This window comes from bacterium, assembly GCA_024742285.1.
Taxonomy (GTDB): Bacteria; Myxococcota_A; UBA9160; order UBA9160; family UBA4427; genus UBA4427.
The window spans coordinates 51,130-66,336 of sequence record JANSYR010000003.1; the positions used below are offsets into that span (position 1 = coordinate 51,130).

Genomic DNA, 15,207 nt, shown 5'->3' on the forward strand with positions numbered 1-15,207 from the left:
GGTGATCAGCGCCCCCTGCCTTCGGTTAAGCTCCGCGGCCGCGTAGCGGCTGCCGAGGCCGGCTGCGCGCATCCGCGCACAACGAGGTCCCCGCTCCATGTCCGACCTTCCGAACTTCGACCAGGCGATCGCCGCCCTCACCACCGCGGAGGGCTCGCCCTTCGAGATCATCGAGGGCGAGGTCGACGGCCAGACGATGAAAGTCTGGAAGAACCTTCCGTCGTCGCTCCGGGAGGTCTTCGCGACGACGCGCCTCCACGGCGACAAGACCTTCCTCGTCTACGAAGACGAGACCTGGAGCTTCGCGCAGACGATGGCGCGGGTGGACGAGATCGCCGACCTCCTCGTGAACCGCTACGGCGTGGGGAAGGGCGACCGCGTCGCGATCGCGATGCGAAACTATCCGGAGTGGATCTTCTCGTTCGCCGCGATCACGAGCATCGGCGGCATCGCCGTCTGCATGAACGCCTGGTGGAAGGAAGACGAGATGGCCTACGGCCTCGAGGACTCCGGCTGCAAGGTGCTCCTCGCGGACATCGAGCGCGTGACGACCGCGGCACCGAACCTCGATCGCTTCGGCGTGCGGGCCGTGTGCGTGCGGCACGACGGCGACCTGCCGGAGGGGGTCGATCGACTGGACGAGGTCCTGAAGACGGGCGCCGCGATGCCCGAGGTCGAGGTCGGGCCCGAGGACGACGCGACGATCCTCTATACGTCGGGGACGACGGGCTTTCCGAAGGGCGCCGTGTCCGCGAACCGCGCGGTGCTCTCGGGGATGCGCGCCTTTGCGTGTCGCGCGCTCGCGGGGGGCATGACGCAGCCGCCGAAGGAGCCGAGCCCCTGGGATCCGTGCTTCATCCTGGCGGTGCCGCTCTTCCACGTGACCGGCCTCGTGCCGGTCATGCTCTCCTGCTTCTCGAACGGGTTCAAGCTCGTGATCATGTACAAGTGGACGCCGGAGCGCGCTCTCGAACTCGTCGAGCGGGAGCGGGTCACGCAGTTCGTCGGCGTTCCGACCATGACGATCGACCTGCTCGAGTGCCCGGACTTTCCGAATCGCGACACCTCGAGCCTCGCGTCGGTCGGCGGCGGCGGGGCGCCGGCACCGCCCGAGATGGTCGGCCGCGTCGACAAGAGCTTCAAGAACGCGCGCCCCGGACTCGGCTACGGCATGACCGAGACGAACGCCTATGGTCCGCAGAACTCCGGCGACGACTACGTCCGCAAGCCGCGCAGCTCGGGGCGTGCCGTTCCGGTCCTCCAGGTGGAGTGCTTCGACGAGAACATGAACCCCGTTCCGCGCGGCGAGGTCGGAGAGATCTGCTTCCGCGGGCCGAATCTGATCCGCGGCTACTGGAACAAGCCCGAGGCGACCGCCGAGACGATCGTCGACGGCTGGCTCAGGAGTGGGGATCTGGGTCGGATCGACGACGAGGGCTTCGTCTTCGTCGAGGATCGCGCCAAGGACATGGTCCTGCGCGGCGGCGAGAACATCTACTGCGCCGAGGTCGAGGCGGTCATCTACGAGTTCGAGACCGTCCACGAGGCGGCGGTCTTCGGCATGCCCCATGACCGCCTGGGCGAGGAGGTCGCGGTCGCGGTCATGCCCAAGAAAGGGCAGACGATCGACGTCGACGCGCTCACGGACTTCGTCGCATCGAAGGTCGCCAAGTTCAAGGTGCCCACGATCGTCGAGGTCTACGACGAGCCGCTTCCGCGCAACGCCTCGGGGAAGATCCTGAAGCGCGACATCCGGGATTCGCTGGTCGAGCGTCGGGGATAGTCCGGATCCGTTGGACCCCGGGCGTCGCGTGACGGTGGAACGCCTCCGCGGGGAGCGGAAAACGCGCCTCTCCTCGGCGCGATCACCGACCTCCACCGCTGCCCACCTAAGTTTCTGCCGGTCGGGTGCCGATAGGACACCAGGCTTTCCGGCTCGGGAATCTGCCCGGATTCCATCGAGGGGTGTTCGCAGGTGCCGAATTCGGCCGCATTCGATTGGACGTGTGAGGAGCTCGAGCGCGCGACGGATCTCGACCGTCTCGAGGCCCGCGGCACCGTTCGGATCGCCCTCAAGAGCTCCGGTCTCGAGGCGGGCAGCGTCCAGCCGGACCAGATGCGCGTCGTGATCGAGAAGGTGCTCCCCGCAGAGCTGTCCGCCCGCGGCGTCGAGGGCGCCGACGCGATCTGTGGTCAGCTCGCGACGGGCATTGCCCGCGTGAGCGGGGGCGACGACGCGGAATCCCCGGACGAAGTCTTCAAGCGCCTCGGCAGCGCCTGACCGATCCCCGGAGAACGCCCCGGCGAGCGCCCGCAGTCGGAGGATCCCCGGCGAGCGCCCGCAGCCGGAGGATCCCCGGCGAGCGCCCGCAGCCGGAGGATCAGTCCAGGGTGGCGATCACCGGCGCATGGTCCGACGCGGTCAGGCCGTCCTTCTTCTTGCGGAAGTCCCGATCGATCTCGACGTCGCGCAGGCGGGAGACGATCGCGTCGGTCCCCAGCAGGAAGTCGATCCGGAGTCCGTGCTTGCGGTGGAACGCGCCGCCCCGGTAGTCCCACCAGCTGAAGGCCTGGGTGTCCGGCTCGCGTTCGCGATAGAGATCGCGCAGGCCGGTGTCGGCGACGGCAGCGAGGCGCGCTCGCTCCTCGTCCGTATGGAAGATCGAGCCGACGAAGCTCTCCTCGTCCCAGGTGTCGAGTCCGGTCGGGACGATGTTGAAGTCGCCGCACAGGATCGCGGGCGCGTCCGGCGCGACGAAGCGCTTCGCCCAGTCGCGCAGCGCGTCGAACCACGCGAGCTTCCGGGGGAAGTCGTCGTGGTCGATGTTCTTCCCGTTCGGGCAGTAGAGGGTCGTGAAGTCGACGCTCGCGTCCCCTTCGCCCACCCGGGCGCGGATCAACCGCGCGCCGAAGTCCTCCTGGCCGGGAAGACCCGATTCGATGTGTTCGATCGGGAGCCGTGAGAGGATCGCGACGCCGTTCCAGCTCTTCTGGCCGTGGGTCACGCAGGTGTAGCCGAGCGCTTCGAACTCTTCGTGGGGAAACTTGTCGTCCTCCATCTTGAGCTCCTGGAAGCCCACGACGTCGGGCCCGCGCTCGTCGAGCCAGAGCTTGATGTAGTCGAGGCGGGCCCGGAGGCCGTTGATGTTCCAGGTCGCGAGCTGCACGGCGTTCCTCTTGACGGGACGGGTCGGGGCGTGAAGGGTTCGGGCGGGTCGAGCGCGGCGCCAGCGTATCACGGGCGGCGCGCCCCGCGCCGTTCGTGCCCGGACTCGCCCGCCCGACCCGGCGTCCGGCTTCCTCCCATCCCGGTTCCGGAGGGCTATTCTCGCGACCCCGCCCGGCCCACGACACGGAGGTGAGCCCCATGGCGCTCTTCGGAAGTCTCGGAAAGAAGCTCGAAATCCCCACTGCCGCGGAGGCCCTTCCCGGCCGCGACGCGCGCATGCCCGTCCCCCCGGCCCACTACGTGACCGGGGAGCCCCTGGATGCCCCCTTCGAGGGCATGGGCCGCATCCTTTGCGCCATGGGCTGCTTCTGGGGCGCGGAGCGCAAGTTCTGGGAGGCGCCGGGCGTGATCAGCACGAGCGTCGGCTACGTGAACGGCCACACCCCGAATCCGACCTACGAAGAGGTCTGCAGCGGCCGGACCGGTCACACCGAGGCCCTGGTCGCGATCTTCGACCCCGAGGTCACGAGCTACGAAGCGATGCTGCGCGTGTTCTGGGAGAACCACGATCCGACCCAGGGGATGCGGCAGGGCAACGACGTCGGGACCCAGTACCGCTCCGGCCTCTACTACTACGACGACGAGCAGAAGGACCTGGCGCTCCGCTCCCGCGACGCGTTCCAGGCGAAGCTCTCCGCCGCTGGGTACGGCGAGATCACGACCGAGATCGAGGCCGCCCCGGAATACTATTTCGCCGAGGACTATCACCAGCAGTACCTCGCGAAGAACCCGAACGGCTACTGCGGCCTCGGCGGAACGGGCGTCCGCTGCCCGATCGGCGTCGAAGTCTGAGCGGCCCGAACGCGCGGCCGCCTACGTCGCGCACGACAGAAAGACACATAGGAAGACCCATGGACCTGATCCTTCGCGAGAACGCGTTCCTCGGAGAGACCCACATCGTCACCGGCGCCGCCCAGGGGATCGGCTTCGCCGTCGCCCAGGCCCTCGCTCTCCACGGAGCGCAGGTCGCCATGGTGGACCTCGACCAGGGCCGCGTCGACGAGGCCGCCACTCAGATCCAGCAGGCCGCCGTCAAGCCGATCGCCGTCTCGGCGAACGTCTCCAAGGAAGAAGACGTGGTTTCCGCGGTGGGCCGGGTGCTCGAAGAGACCGGACAGATCAACGGCGTCGTGAACGTCGCGGGGATCACCCGCGACACGCGCATCACGAAGAAGACCTACGACGATTTCAACCTCGTCCTGTCCGTCCATCTCGGCGGAACCTTCCTCTTCACGCGCGAGGTCGCGAATCAGCACTGGCATCCGCTCTTCAAGGCGAACGGCAACGAGCCCCTCGACGACGGCGTGAATCGCTTCATCGTGAACTTCTCCTCGGTCTCGGCCCGCAACGGCAACATCGGCCAGGTCGACTACACGGCGGCCAAGGGCGCGATCGAGTCGGTGACGCGCACGACCGCACGGGAGTTCGCGGGCTATCGCGTGCGCGTGAACGCGATCGCACCGGGGCCGGTGAACACGCCGATGCTGGCCGGCGTCGGCGAGCAGGGCATCGAGGCGATGAAGCGGACGACGCTGCTCGGCAAGGTCGCGGAGCCGTCCGAGCTCGCCGCTACGGTCGTCGGCATGGCTTGTCCGATGGTCTCCGGATACACGACGGGGCAGGTCTTCGCCGCGAACGGCGGCATGTATATGGCATAGGGCTCGACCCGCGGCCTCAGCCGCGTTCGAGCACGAGCAGCGCCTGCGTGCCGCAGCCCGGCGTGCTCTCGAGATGGAGGTCGAGGCCCGCGTCGGCGGCCAGAAGGGCGGCGCGCGCCAATGCTCTCTCTCGTGGAGCGTCTCCCGGCTCGCCTCGACGGATGCGTTCGAGCGCGTCCGAGTCGAGCGGATGACCCGTGTCGTGCACCTCGACGTAGGCGCCGGCCTCGGCCCGCGCGGCGACCCTTCGGTTCGGAATCGGGTGAACGAGGGAGTGGTGACTTCGCCCGGCCTCCAGCGGACCGGCGACGACCGAGACCCAGGCCGGACCGGCGGCGAGGGCGTGGCGGGTCGCGTCGAGGAGGGCGTCGAGGATCGGGCGGATCGGCTCGGCGGGCGTGACGGAGAGATGCCTGGCCGGCGAGAGGTGGACGTCGAAGGCGCGGGCCGTTCCGCGACTCGGGCGGCCGGCGTCCGCCGCCCTCGCGACGATCGGTCCAAGGGGCGCGGACGTGCCGGCAGGCCGGGGCGGGACTCCGCGGTCCGCGACCGGCGCCCGGGCCGCCGTCGATTTCGTGGGTGCGCCGACGTCCGCGACGACTTCTCGTGCGACGGCGATGAAGCGACTCGAATCGGTCCCTTCGTCGCACCAGCGTTCGACCTCCAGGGTCACGTCGATCCGGCGTCCGTCGAAGGTGTCGAAGGGCAGGGCGACCGTACAGGGTCGGCCCTCGAGGAAATGGTGGGCGACGAACTCGACGAGCTCCCGCTCGAGGCCGGCGTGGTCGAGGAAGTGGGTGATCGGCTTGTCGACGGTCTCGTCGAGGGGGAAGCCGGTCAGCCGGGTCCAGGCCTCGTCCGTCCACTCGACGACACCCGCGAGGGTGCCGACCAGGACCGCGTCGCCGCGGGCGATCTCGTCGCGGCGCTCCCGGCGGGCCAGACGCTCGGCGAAGGCAGGGCGCCGCGGGGCGGCATCGCGGGGGTCGGAGGCGTCGGACGCGTTGGAGGTGTTGGAGGTGTTGGAGGCGGTTCGCTCGCGCATGAATCGTGCTCCAGGGGCGGCGGCAGGCTAGCGCGGGCCTTCCGGAATCCCGCGAACGATCGTTCGGGCCGGCTGCAGGCGCCCGGACGTCCCGGAACCCGCGGGAAGCGCGTGGCACTCCCGCAATGGGTAGACTTGAGGCATCGGCCAGACCTGCATTCGCCTGGCCGGTCGTCCGCGGGATGCCCGCTGCAGGAGACGAGAATTGGCCCCCGAAGATCCGAACGCCCCCGTCGATGACGTGCTCGCCCAGGACGTCGAACCTCGTGAGACGCTGACCGGCAAGGCGGCGACCCAGGAGCGGATCCTGGCGTCGGCGTCGGAGCTCTTCCTGACCCGCGGCTACGACAACACGACGATCGCGCAGGTCGCGGAGCACGCCGAGGTCTCCCGCGCGACCGTCTTCTGGCATTTCAGCGACAAGGAGTCGCTCTTCCGGGAGTGCTTCAACCGCCTTTGTGAGCCCTTCCGGATCTCCCTCGCGCGGGACCAGTCGAACCTCCCGCCCGAGAAGCGGCTGCAGGAACAGGTCGAGCTCTACCAGGCCTTCATCGCCGCACGCCGTACCGACGTCGATGGCTTCATCCGTTGGGCGATGGAGCACCCGAACTTCCGGGAATGGCTGACCCGCACGCTCCTCGATCTCCACAACCGCTTCGGGGGGGCCCTCGCCGAGACGATCTCCGAGATCGTCCCGCCCGGGCACGATCCTCATGCGATCGCGACGGGCATCCTGCTGATGCTCGACGGCGGCGTCTTCCTCTCCTACTTCGACGCCTCGGCGCGCTCGGTCGAGCAGCGTCGCGCGAGCTTCCAGGCGATCCTCGAGCTGATCCCGCGGCGCAATCCGGGTCGCTACTGAGCGCTGCGCCGACACGCGGTCGCCTGACGGGCGTCTCGGCGATCGCGGAGGCCCTGGCCGAGGGAGAACCGATCGCGCGGGTCCTCGTCCGCGCGGACGCCGAGGACGCGCCCTCGTCGGCGCTCGTCACGGCAGCGACGCAGGCCGGGGTTCCGGTCACGCGCGAGCCCGCGCGCGAGATGCAGCGGATGACAGAGGGCGAGGGGATCGAGTCGGCGATCGCGCTCGTCGGCCCGCCGCCCGCGACGACCCTCGAGGAGCTGATGGCGGCGCCCGGGCTCGCGGTCGTCCTGTCCGGCCTCCGTTATCCCGGCAACGTCGGCTTCATCCTGCGCGCGGCGGAGGTCGCCGGCGCCGCCGGCGTGGTCCTCGACGCGGACTGGACGGATCGGGAGCACGCGACGGCGAGACGCGCGTCGATCCACGCGGATCGCTTCCTTCCGGTGATCGAAGCCGAGACGCACGAAGCCTTCGACGCATCGTGCCGGGCGGGGCGGCGGATCGTCGCCGTCGAGACGAGCGGAGAGAAGACGCCCTGGTCCGTCGACCTCGCCGGACCGGCGACGATCGTCGTCGGCGGCGAAGCCGAGGGCATTCCGGACGATCTGCTCGCGCGTGCGGACGACGTCGTCCGGATCCCGACGCGCGGATTCATCCCGTCCTACAACGTGCAGGCGGCGGTCGGCATGTTGCTGGGCGAGTGGCTCCGTCAGACGGAGCCACCGGCCGGGCGCTAGCTCTTCAGCTCGATGATCGCGTCCGCGCGATCGAGCCGGTCGACCGAGCCTTCCTTGATCCGCTTGCAGCGGCTCTCGAGGTCGTTCATCCGGCGGCTGATCCAGCTCGCGGCCAGGTCGAAGCGGCGCGGGTCCGCCTGCGCCTGCTTGAGCAGCTCGGCGCCAGCGATCACGCTCGCGACCACCTCGGCGAGGGACTGCGCAGACATCAGCGCGTAGTTGAAGTCGGCGAGGAGCGCTCCGGCGGCGCCCAGGATCTGGTTCATTCCGTCGAGGACCTTGTCGGCCTGCTCCTTCATCTTCGGCTCGTCGAAGGTCTTGAGCTCCTGCTCGAGGGACTCGAACACGACCGTGAGCGCACCCTTGGCGAGCTCCTTGAGCGCGAAGGAGACCTGGATCTCCGACGTACCTTCGTAGATCGTCGTGATGATCGCGTCGGCGTGGAGCTTGCCGACGACGGACTCGGACATGAATCCCAGGCCACCGTGGATCTGGATCGCGTCGCGGCTGATCGAGTCTGCTGCCTCGGTGCCCATGTACTTGGCGAGCGGCGTGAGGAGACGGATGCGCGTCGCGTTGCGCTCGTAGAGCGCCTGCAGCTCGACCTGCTCGGCGTTCGAGAGCTCCGTAGAACCGTCGGCAATCCGCGCCATGACCCGCTCGATCGCGGCGTTCTGGTCGACCAGCGAGCACGCCCGATAGAGGAGCGCGCGGCTGCCCTCGAGCTCGAGGGTCATCTTCGCCAGGCGGTCCTTCATGAGCGGCTGGGTCGCGATCGGCTGGCCGAACTGGACGCGGTCCTTGGCGTACTGGATCGCTTCCTGGAGGGCCGCTTCCGCGATCCCGACACCCTGCGCCGCGACGCCGAGGCGAGCGTTGTTCATCAGCGAGAGCATCGCCTTGAAGCCTTCGCCGGCCTCGCCGACGAGGAAGCCCTCGGAGCGGTCGAAGGTGATCGCCGCCGTCGGCGATCCGTGGATGCCGAGCTTGTCTTCGAGGCGCGTCACGTGGACCTCGTTGCTCTCACCGGAGTCCAGCGTACGCGGCACGAGGTAGAGGGAGAGGCCCTTGGTCGTGCCCTTGCTGTCGTCGAACGTCGCGTGGTCGCGGGCGAGCACGAGGTGGATCTCGCAGCCGCCGTTCGTGATGAAGATCTTGTTGCCGTCGATGAAGTAGCGGCCGTTCTCCTCGGTCGCGCGAGTCTGGATCGCGCCGAGGTCCGAGCCGGCCTGCGGTTCGGTCAGGTCCATCGCACCCATCACCTCGCCCGAGGCGAAGCGCGGGAGGTACTGCTGCTTCAGCTCGTCCGAGGCGAACTTCTGGATGTCCTCGGCGACGCCGGCCTGGAGGCCGAGGATCGTCATGAGGCCCGCGTCCGCGCGGGACACCATCTGGAGGATCACGTTCGCGACGAAGGACGGCAGACCGAAGCCGCCGTACTCCTCGTCGACACCGAAGCTGATCAGGCCCGCCTCGGTCAGCGCGTCGAGGGCGTCCTTGATGTGCTTGGGGTAGATGACCTGATCGTTCTCGAGCTGGACCTCTTCGTCCCAACCCTCGCGGAGCGCCGGCGCGTGCTCTTCGCAGATCGCCGCGGCGGTCTCGAGGATCTCCTGGAGGGCGGCGCGGTCGACATCGACGTCACCATCCTCGCCCTTGCGCCAGTTGAAGTAGGACTCCCAATCGATCAGCTCCTGAAGATAGAGAGTGACGGCGTCGTCCATGAATGCGCTCATGATCTTCTCCTGAGGGGTGGCCGGCTTCGATGCCGAGGCGGGGAGCCTAGAGGCCTTTCGCCCGACTACGAGTCAGACCGGGGGGTGGTTCGTTCGTCCTGGAGACGAATGGGGTTGCCGTTCGAACGATGCGTCGCCCGAGCGACTTCACTCGTGGGGGACGCATCGATGTGTCTACCAGAATCGTTCTTTGCGTTCCGTGTTCGGGGCCGGTCCCGGAGCAGCCGGAACCGACTCCTGCGGATTCCGGGCGTCCGGCCGGGCCGGATTCCTGTCGACAGAATCTTTCTTCGCAAGGGGCACGCGTGCAAGCCGCCCGTCTCGATTCGTCTGCTCTGTGTACGTGACCCCAGCTTCGTCCTTCGTGGACGACTCGGCCGTGACTGCGGGTGCAGCAAACGCGGTCCGTGCCGCTTCCGGCGCGGCCTGTGCCGCGTCGCGCGCATCGGCGGGCCCGACGTCGATGCGTGCGCCGCGTTCGGCGGCCTGCTTCGCGTCGAGGGCTTCGGCGCGGGCGCTGGCCTTCGCGAGCATCTCCTTCGGAAGGCGATCGAGCGCCTTCTTGTCGACGAAGCCCTGCGCCGGCGTCGCGAGGACGGGGGCCGTGCCTGCGGAGGCCGTCGTTCCGCCGGCGACCCTCGAGCTCGATTCGGGTGCCGACTCGTCGCCGCCGCCGAACACGAGAAATGCGAGTCCGGCAACCGTCGCGGCGATCGCCACCATTACCAGCGGCTTGCGCCCGGCCGGGCGCGCGAGGCCCTCGAAGGCGGCGAGCTCCTCGTCGGTGAGCGGGGCGTCGAAGGCGTCGGCCTCCGGTGCGTCCGGCTCGGGGGCGAAAGCTGCATCCGTCTCGCCTTCTGCACGGGTGGGCGTCGGATGGCCGTCCACCGCCTGTGCCTCGTCCTCGGTCGCGAAGGTCCAGCTTCCCTCTTCTTCGTCGTGGATCGGATCCGGATCCGGATCCGCGTTCGTCTCGACGACGTCGGCCAGTTCGATCGGCGCCTCGCCTGCATCCTCGCCGTCGTTGCCCGACGTGCGATTGGCGGCGGACTCGAAGAACTCGAGGGCGGCTGCGAGATTTCGCGGCGCCTGGGCTTCGTCGGCCGACGCCTCGTCCGAGTGCTGGCTCGGCGTCGCGGCGTCCGTGTCGCCGACGGGCGGAGACGGTTCGTGCAGCGCGTCGTCCGGGCTCGAGAACACGAGCGGGTTCGATGGGTCGTGCTCGTCGTCGGATTCGGACCCCATCGAATCGTCGCCGTCGCAAGCGAGGACGGCGGTCTCGTCGATGCCCGCATCGGAGGGCGGGGGCGGCGCCGGGTCCTCGGCGCCGCTGAACTCGCCTTCGGCCATCAACGCCTCGAATTCGTCGGGGACGGTCCAGGGCGCCTCGTCGTTGCTCGTGTCGGTCTCGGCCGCCGAGGCCACGAGGGAACCGTCTCCTTCTTCCTCGTCGGGCTCGATCTCCTGTTCTTCGGGCTGCGGATCGCAGACGGCGTGCACGAAGTCGGCGTCGATCTCGGTGCATCCCTGGGACGCCGCCTCGACCAGCAGCTTCTCGCAGAGCGCCGAGATCTCACCCGGCACGCCGCCGGCGTAGCCGTGAATCGCGAAGCCGGCTTCCTCGCTGAAGAGCGCATCGCCGCGCCAACCTGCGCGCCGGAGGTGCTTGACGATGTAGGAGGCCACGCCGTTTCTGGGCAGGGGGGCGAACTCGAGCTGCAGCGTCTGGATCCGGTCCAGCCACCAGAGGAGCGGCGCCGGCGTTTCGCCTTCCCGGGCGGCGAGGTTCGCGAGCAGGATGCTCTGGACGACCGGGAAGTCCTGGTCGGTCCGATAGCTGAGGAGCACGTCGAGATGGTCGAGGAAGTCCTCGGTCGCGTGCTCGGCCTGATCGATCACCAGAACGAGCCGGCGGTCGGCGCGCGCTTCCACGAGGGCGGATCGCGAGAGTCGTCCGTCGTCGAGTCCCCACTGGCGCGCGATCCCGTCCCGGCACGTCTCCCAGGCGACCCCGGCATCGAGCACGTTCGCGACGCGCGCCTCGTCGCCGAGCAGCTTCGGGAGCGCCCGCGCGAGGCTGGTCTTGCCGAGACCGGCGGCGCCGCTCACGCAGATCCGGGACGCGCCCTCGTCGAGTCCGCCGCGAATCGTGCCGAACGCATCGCGCAGCGCCCGCGTCCCGAGGACGACCTGGCTCTGGGCCCTCCCCTCGAAGGGGGACTGCTCGAGCTCGAAGAACTTCAGGTAGGCGGACACGCTTCCTCCCGACTCGCGGACCAGGCCAAACGTTCGGATTCGCAGGGAAAATCGTCCGCTCAGGGGTCTGTCTTGAGCGGGGATAGTGGGTTTTTTGCCTCATTTGGGCAGATGAGCCGCCGAGGCGGGTCCCCGTGCGTTCGAGGCGCGTCGGAAAATTCTCAGCTCGCTTCGATTCCGGCTGCGGCTCGCGCGAATCGGGGCGGTTCGGACGCCGGGTCTGCGCCTCGAGACCGCCCGGTGCCCGCCCGCGGAACGTCGCGCCCGCCCGCGGCACCCCCGATCGGCCCCGGCTGTCGGGCGAGGGGGACCGTGCCTGATGGCGCGCACGGACGCGCTCGGAGGTGATCCGGCGACCCGGTCCCGGCGGTGTTGCCGGGAGGAGGTCGCGCGTGTGTGCTTGGCGCCGAGCGGATCGAGCTGCAGACGCGGGTGAATTCCTCGGGCGACGTGGCATAGAATCGTCCATGCATCGCCGGTCGCTTCCATAGAGCGTCGCGCGTACTAGGGAGTGAGCCAGCTTGTCGATGCGCGCCACGTTGACCGTCATGGGCGGTCTGCCCGACCAGGCCGGGCAGTCGTTCGACGTCGGTCCGGAGACCACGACGCTCGGGCGGGGTCTCGCGTGCGACGTGCAGCTGGCGGACCAGAGCATCTCCCGGCTCCACGCCGAGCTCGTCTGGGAGGGCGAGACCCTCGTCCTGGTGCACAAGAGCCAGGTGAACCGCACCCTGGTGAACGGCGTGCAGATCACCGATCGCCTCACGCTCGCCGGCGGCGAAGAGATCCAGCTCGCCGACCGCGTCGTCCTTCGGCTGCGGATCGAGCGGGTCGAGGAGGCGCCGAGCGAGCCGGCATCCCCGACCGCGGAGGTCGACGAGACCCGGGACGGTTCGGTCGAGCCGCCCGCCGCGCCCGTCGAAGCGCCGCCGGAGCCGGTCGCCCCGTCGCCGCGCGAAGAGCCGCCGGCACCCGCTGCCGCAGAGCCTGCGGCGCCATCGGAGTCGGAACCGGAGCCGGTCGCTCCGCCGCCCCTGCCCGAACCCGTCGCCCCTGAACCGCCGCGAGCACCGGAGCCCGAGCCGGTTGCGCCTCCCCCTCCGGAGCCGCCGCAGCCGCCGTCTGCGGCACCGATGGTGCAGGCCGAGCCTACGGAAGGGCCCGAGGTCACCAGCGCCCTTCTCCTCCGTCCGGTCTCTGCCGACGAACCGCCGCCGGATCCGTCGAGCGTGAAGCTCGCGATCATCGGGGCGGGCCCCGCCGGCATCGCGGCGGGCGTACGCGCTGCCGAGCGCGGCGTCGAGCATGCCCTCTACGAGCGGTCGGTCCTCGCCGACACGATCGTGAAGTACCAGAAGGGCAAGTTCGTGATGGCCGAGCCGCCGCAGCTCCCGCTGCAGGCGGACCTCAAGATGATCTTCGAGGAGGCGGTTCGCGAGCAGGTCCTCGAGTGGTGGGAGACCGCCGTCCGCGATGCCGGGACGAACCTGGTCGAAGCGACCGAGATCCTCTCGATCGAAGGCGAGAAGGGCGCTTTCCGGATCTCGGTGCGCGGCCCGAACGGCGCCGAGACGGTCGACGCGACCCACGTCGTCCTGTCGATCGGCGTGCAGGGCGACCTGCGCAAGTTCGGTGTGCCCGGCGACGACCAGCCCTGGGTGACGTACCAGCTCGACGATCCGAAGGCCTATGAAGACAAGCGCGTGATCGTCGTCGGTGTCGGTGATGCAGGGATCGAGAACGCGATCGCCCTCGCGGAGAACGGCAACGAAGTCACGATCGTGAATCGTCGGGACGAGATCGATCGCGCGAAGCCGATGAACAAGGCGGCGATCGAGGCGAGAATCAAGTCGGGCGAGATCGCCTACCTGACGAACGCGAGCGCCGATCGCTTCGAGAGCGATTCCGCCATCTTCAAGACGAAGGACGGCGAAGAGGTCACCGTTCCCTGCGATCTCGTGATCGGTCGTCTCGGCGCGACGCCGCCACGCGCGTTCCTCGAGACGACGGGGATCTCCTTCCCGAGCGCCGACAAGGAGGCGATTCCGGACGTCTCCGACAAGTACGAGTCGAACATCCCCGGCATCTACATGGTGGGGGCGCTGGTCGGCTATCCGCTGATCAAGAACTGCATGAACCAGGGCTTCGAGGTCGTCGAGCACATCCTCGGGGCCGACGTGAAGCCGGCGGACGAGCCCGTCCTCATGCAGAAATTCCGGGAGGTCGGCGGGGCCGTCAGCGAGAACCTCGACCGGATCCAGGACACGATCCAGACTCTGGCGCCGCTCACGTCGGTCCAGCTCCGCCAGCTGATCTTCGAGTCGAACGTGCGGATCGTGCCGCCCGGGACCGTCGTCTACCAGCGAGCGGACTTCGACAATACGTTCTTCTCGATCATCGAGGGCGAGGTCGAGCTCGCCTATCTCGACAACTCCGATCCGACGATCCCCGAGGACCTTCGCGCCGAGCATCGTGCGCGGCGAGGGGCAGGACAGTTCTTCGGCGAGGATGGCTTGATCTCGGGCCGACGTCGCGGCGAGACCGTGACGACGACGGCGCGATGCATCCTGATCGAGACGCCGCGCAACTCGATGACCAAGCTCACGCGTTCGGTCGAAGACGTGAAGCGGGTGATCGACGCGTCCTACGTGAACTCCGCGCTCGCGACGCTGTTCCCGAGTCTCGACGAGAGCTCGCGAAAGCGACTCGCGTACAGCGCGGAGACGCTCCTCCATCGCGCGGGCGAGACGATCTTCGCCGAAGGCGAAGACTGCGACGGCCTCCACCTGATCCGACGCGGGACCGCGGACATCTACAAGAAGCACGAGGGCGTCGAGGAACAGATCGACTCCCTGCGCGCCGGGTCGACGCTCGGCGAGATCGGCGTGCTCCATCCCGATCGCGGTCGCTCGGCGACGTCGAAGGCCGGGGTCGACTGCGAGACGGTGCTCTTTCCGAACGAAGTGATCCTGCCCCTGGTCGAGCAGTACCGGGAGGTCCGCGAGTACCTCGAGCGGAAGGAGCAGGAGTTCATCATCGCCGACGCGCGCCGGCAGCACGGTCGCGGCACGATGATGTGGCTGCAGAAGGCGGGCGGGAAGGAAGCGACCGACCTGCTCATGATCGACGAGACGCTCTGCGTCCGGTGCGACAACTGCGAGAAGGCCTGCGCGGAGACGCACGGCGGCGTGTCCCGTCTGAATCGCGAAGCCGGAGCGACCTACATGACGAGCGCGGGCAGCGCGCTCCACCTCCCGACCGCCTGCCAGCATTGCGAGAATCCGAAGTGCATGACCGACTGCCCTCCGGACGCCCTCAATCGCGATCCCAACGGCGAGGTCTGGATCAACGACGAGACCTGCATCGGCTGCGGCAACTGCGAGGCGTACTGCCCCTACGACGTGATCAAGATGGCGAAGATCGACGACGACCCGGGCCCGGGCCTGCTCATGCGTCTTCTCTTCCCCCGGCGCGCGACGAAGAAGGCCGATGCGCCCAAGCCGGAGGAGGGCGGGGCGGCCGCGATCAAGAAGGCCGTGAAGTGTGATCTCTGCCGCGAGCTGCCGGCCAAGAAGAGCGGGGCGCCGCGTGCGGCCTGCGTCGCCTCCTGTCCGACGGGCGCCATCGTTCGCATCGATCCCGGCGAGTACGTCGACGAGATCTACGAAAGGCAGGGCTAACCGC

11 protein-coding genes are annotated in these 15,207 nt (G+C 68.9%); 7 read left to right on the forward strand and 4 right to left on the reverse strand.

Translation table 11 applies throughout. The features are described 5' to 3' along the window. The first annotated feature begins 97 nt into the window (after positions 1 to 97). Together NXI30_06720 and NXI30_06725 are read left to right on the forward strand one after the other, a co-directional pair. Positions 98 to 1,783 (forward strand): acyl--CoA ligase, encoded by a 1,686-nt coding sequence (locus NXI30_06720; GenBank protein ID MCR9093889.1) that lies wholly within the window; start codon positions 98 to 100, stop codon positions 1,781 to 1,783. Positions 1,784 to 1,975: 192 nt separating this feature from the next. Beyond that, on the forward strand, positions 1,976 to 2,281 hold the full coding sequence (locus NXI30_06725; GenBank protein ID MCR9093890.1) for a hypothetical protein: 306 nt from the start codon (positions 1,976 to 1,978) through the stop codon (positions 2,279 to 2,281). A 100-nt stretch (positions 2,282 to 2,381) separates the two neighbouring features. On the opposite strand, the gene NXI30_06730 is transcribed toward NXI30_06725, so the two are convergent. After that, positions 2,382 to 3,167, reverse strand: coding sequence for an exodeoxyribonuclease III (locus NXI30_06730; protein MCR9093891.1), 786 nt, complete (start codon positions 3,165 to 3,167; stop codon positions 2,382 to 2,384). Positions 3,168 to 3,367: 200 nt separating this feature from the next. Between NXI30_06730 and msrA the strand changes: the two genes are divergently transcribed. Beyond that, entirely contained in the window at positions 3,368 to 4,021 is a 654-nt protein-coding gene (msrA, locus tag NXI30_06735; GenBank protein ID MCR9093892.1) for a peptide-methionine (S)-S-oxide reductase MsrA, read from the forward strand. A gap of 59 nt (positions 4,022 to 4,080) precedes the next feature. Beyond that, entirely contained in the window at positions 4,081 to 4,887 is an 807-nt protein-coding gene (locus NXI30_06740; protein ID MCR9093893.1) for an SDR family oxidoreductase, read from the forward strand. 16 nt (positions 4,888 to 4,903) lie between these two features. Here NXI30_06740 and NXI30_06745 read toward each other — a convergent pair whose 3' ends face one another. Next, entirely contained in the window at positions 4,904 to 5,932 is a 1,029-nt protein-coding gene (locus tag NXI30_06745) for a hypothetical protein (GenBank protein MCR9093894.1), read from the reverse strand. A 205-nt stretch (positions 5,933 to 6,137) separates the two neighbouring features. Here NXI30_06745 and NXI30_06750 point away from each other — a divergent pair, with 205 nt between their 5' ends. After that, positions 6,138 to 6,794: a TetR/AcrR family transcriptional regulator gene (locus NXI30_06750; GenBank protein ID MCR9093895.1), complete on the forward strand. Its 657-nt coding sequence runs from the start codon at positions 6,138 to 6,140 to the stop codon at positions 6,792 to 6,794. Between the two features lie 23 nt (positions 6,795 to 6,817). After that, positions 6,818 to 7,531 (forward strand): hypothetical protein, encoded by a 714-nt coding sequence (locus tag NXI30_06755; protein ID MCR9093896.1) that lies wholly within the window; start codon positions 6,818 to 6,820, stop codon positions 7,529 to 7,531. Here the strand turns inward: NXI30_06755 and NXI30_06760 are convergent. Both NXI30_06760 and NXI30_06765 read right to left on the reverse strand, forming a co-directional pair. Continuing rightward, positions 7,528 to 9,267 (reverse strand): acyl-CoA dehydrogenase family protein, encoded by a 1,740-nt coding sequence (locus NXI30_06760; protein ID MCR9093897.1) that lies wholly within the window; start codon positions 9,265 to 9,267, stop codon positions 7,528 to 7,530. The two genes, NXI30_06755 and NXI30_06760, sit on opposite strands and share 4 nt — an antisense overlap. Before the next feature lie 174 nt (positions 9,268 to 9,441). Then, on the reverse strand, positions 9,442 to 11,523 hold the full coding sequence (locus NXI30_06765) for a hypothetical protein (protein ID MCR9093898.1): 2,082 nt from the start codon (positions 11,521 to 11,523) through the stop codon (positions 9,442 to 9,444). 527 nt (positions 11,524 to 12,050) lie between these two features. On the opposite strand from NXI30_06765, the gene NXI30_06770 reads away from it, so the two are divergent. After that, the gene (locus NXI30_06770) at positions 12,051 to 15,203 is read left to right on the forward strand and encodes an NAD(P)-binding domain-containing protein (protein ID MCR9093899.1); all 3,153 of its coding nucleotides are present in this window, start codon (positions 12,051 to 12,053) and stop codon (positions 15,201 to 15,203) included. Positions 15,204 to 15,207 lie beyond the last annotated feature (4 nt).

What these genes read in the sequence shown, in the direction of transcription:
- NXI30_06745 (MCR9093894.1), bottom strand. Translation starts at nt 5,932, where the DNA reads ATGCGCGAGCGAACCGCCTCCAACACCTCCAACACCTCCAACGCGTCC.
- NXI30_06720 (MCR9093889.1), top strand. Translation starts at nt 98, where the DNA reads ATGTCCGACCTTCCGAACTTCGACCAGGCGATCGCCGCCCTCACCACC.
- NXI30_06740 (MCR9093893.1), top strand. Translation starts at nt 4,081, where the DNA reads ATGGACCTGATCCTTCGCGAGAACGCGTTCCTCGGAGAGACCCACATC.
- msrA (MCR9093892.1), top strand. Translation starts at nt 3,368, where the DNA reads ATGGCGCTCTTCGGAAGTCTCGGAAAGAAGCTCGAAATCCCCACTGCC.
- NXI30_06770 (MCR9093899.1), top strand. Translation starts at nt 12,051, where the DNA reads ATGCGCGCCACGTTGACCGTCATGGGCGGTCTGCCCGACCAGGCCGGG.
- NXI30_06760 (MCR9093897.1), bottom strand. Translation starts at nt 9,267, where the DNA reads ATGAGCGCATTCATGGACGACGCCGTCACTCTCTATCTTCAGGAGCTG.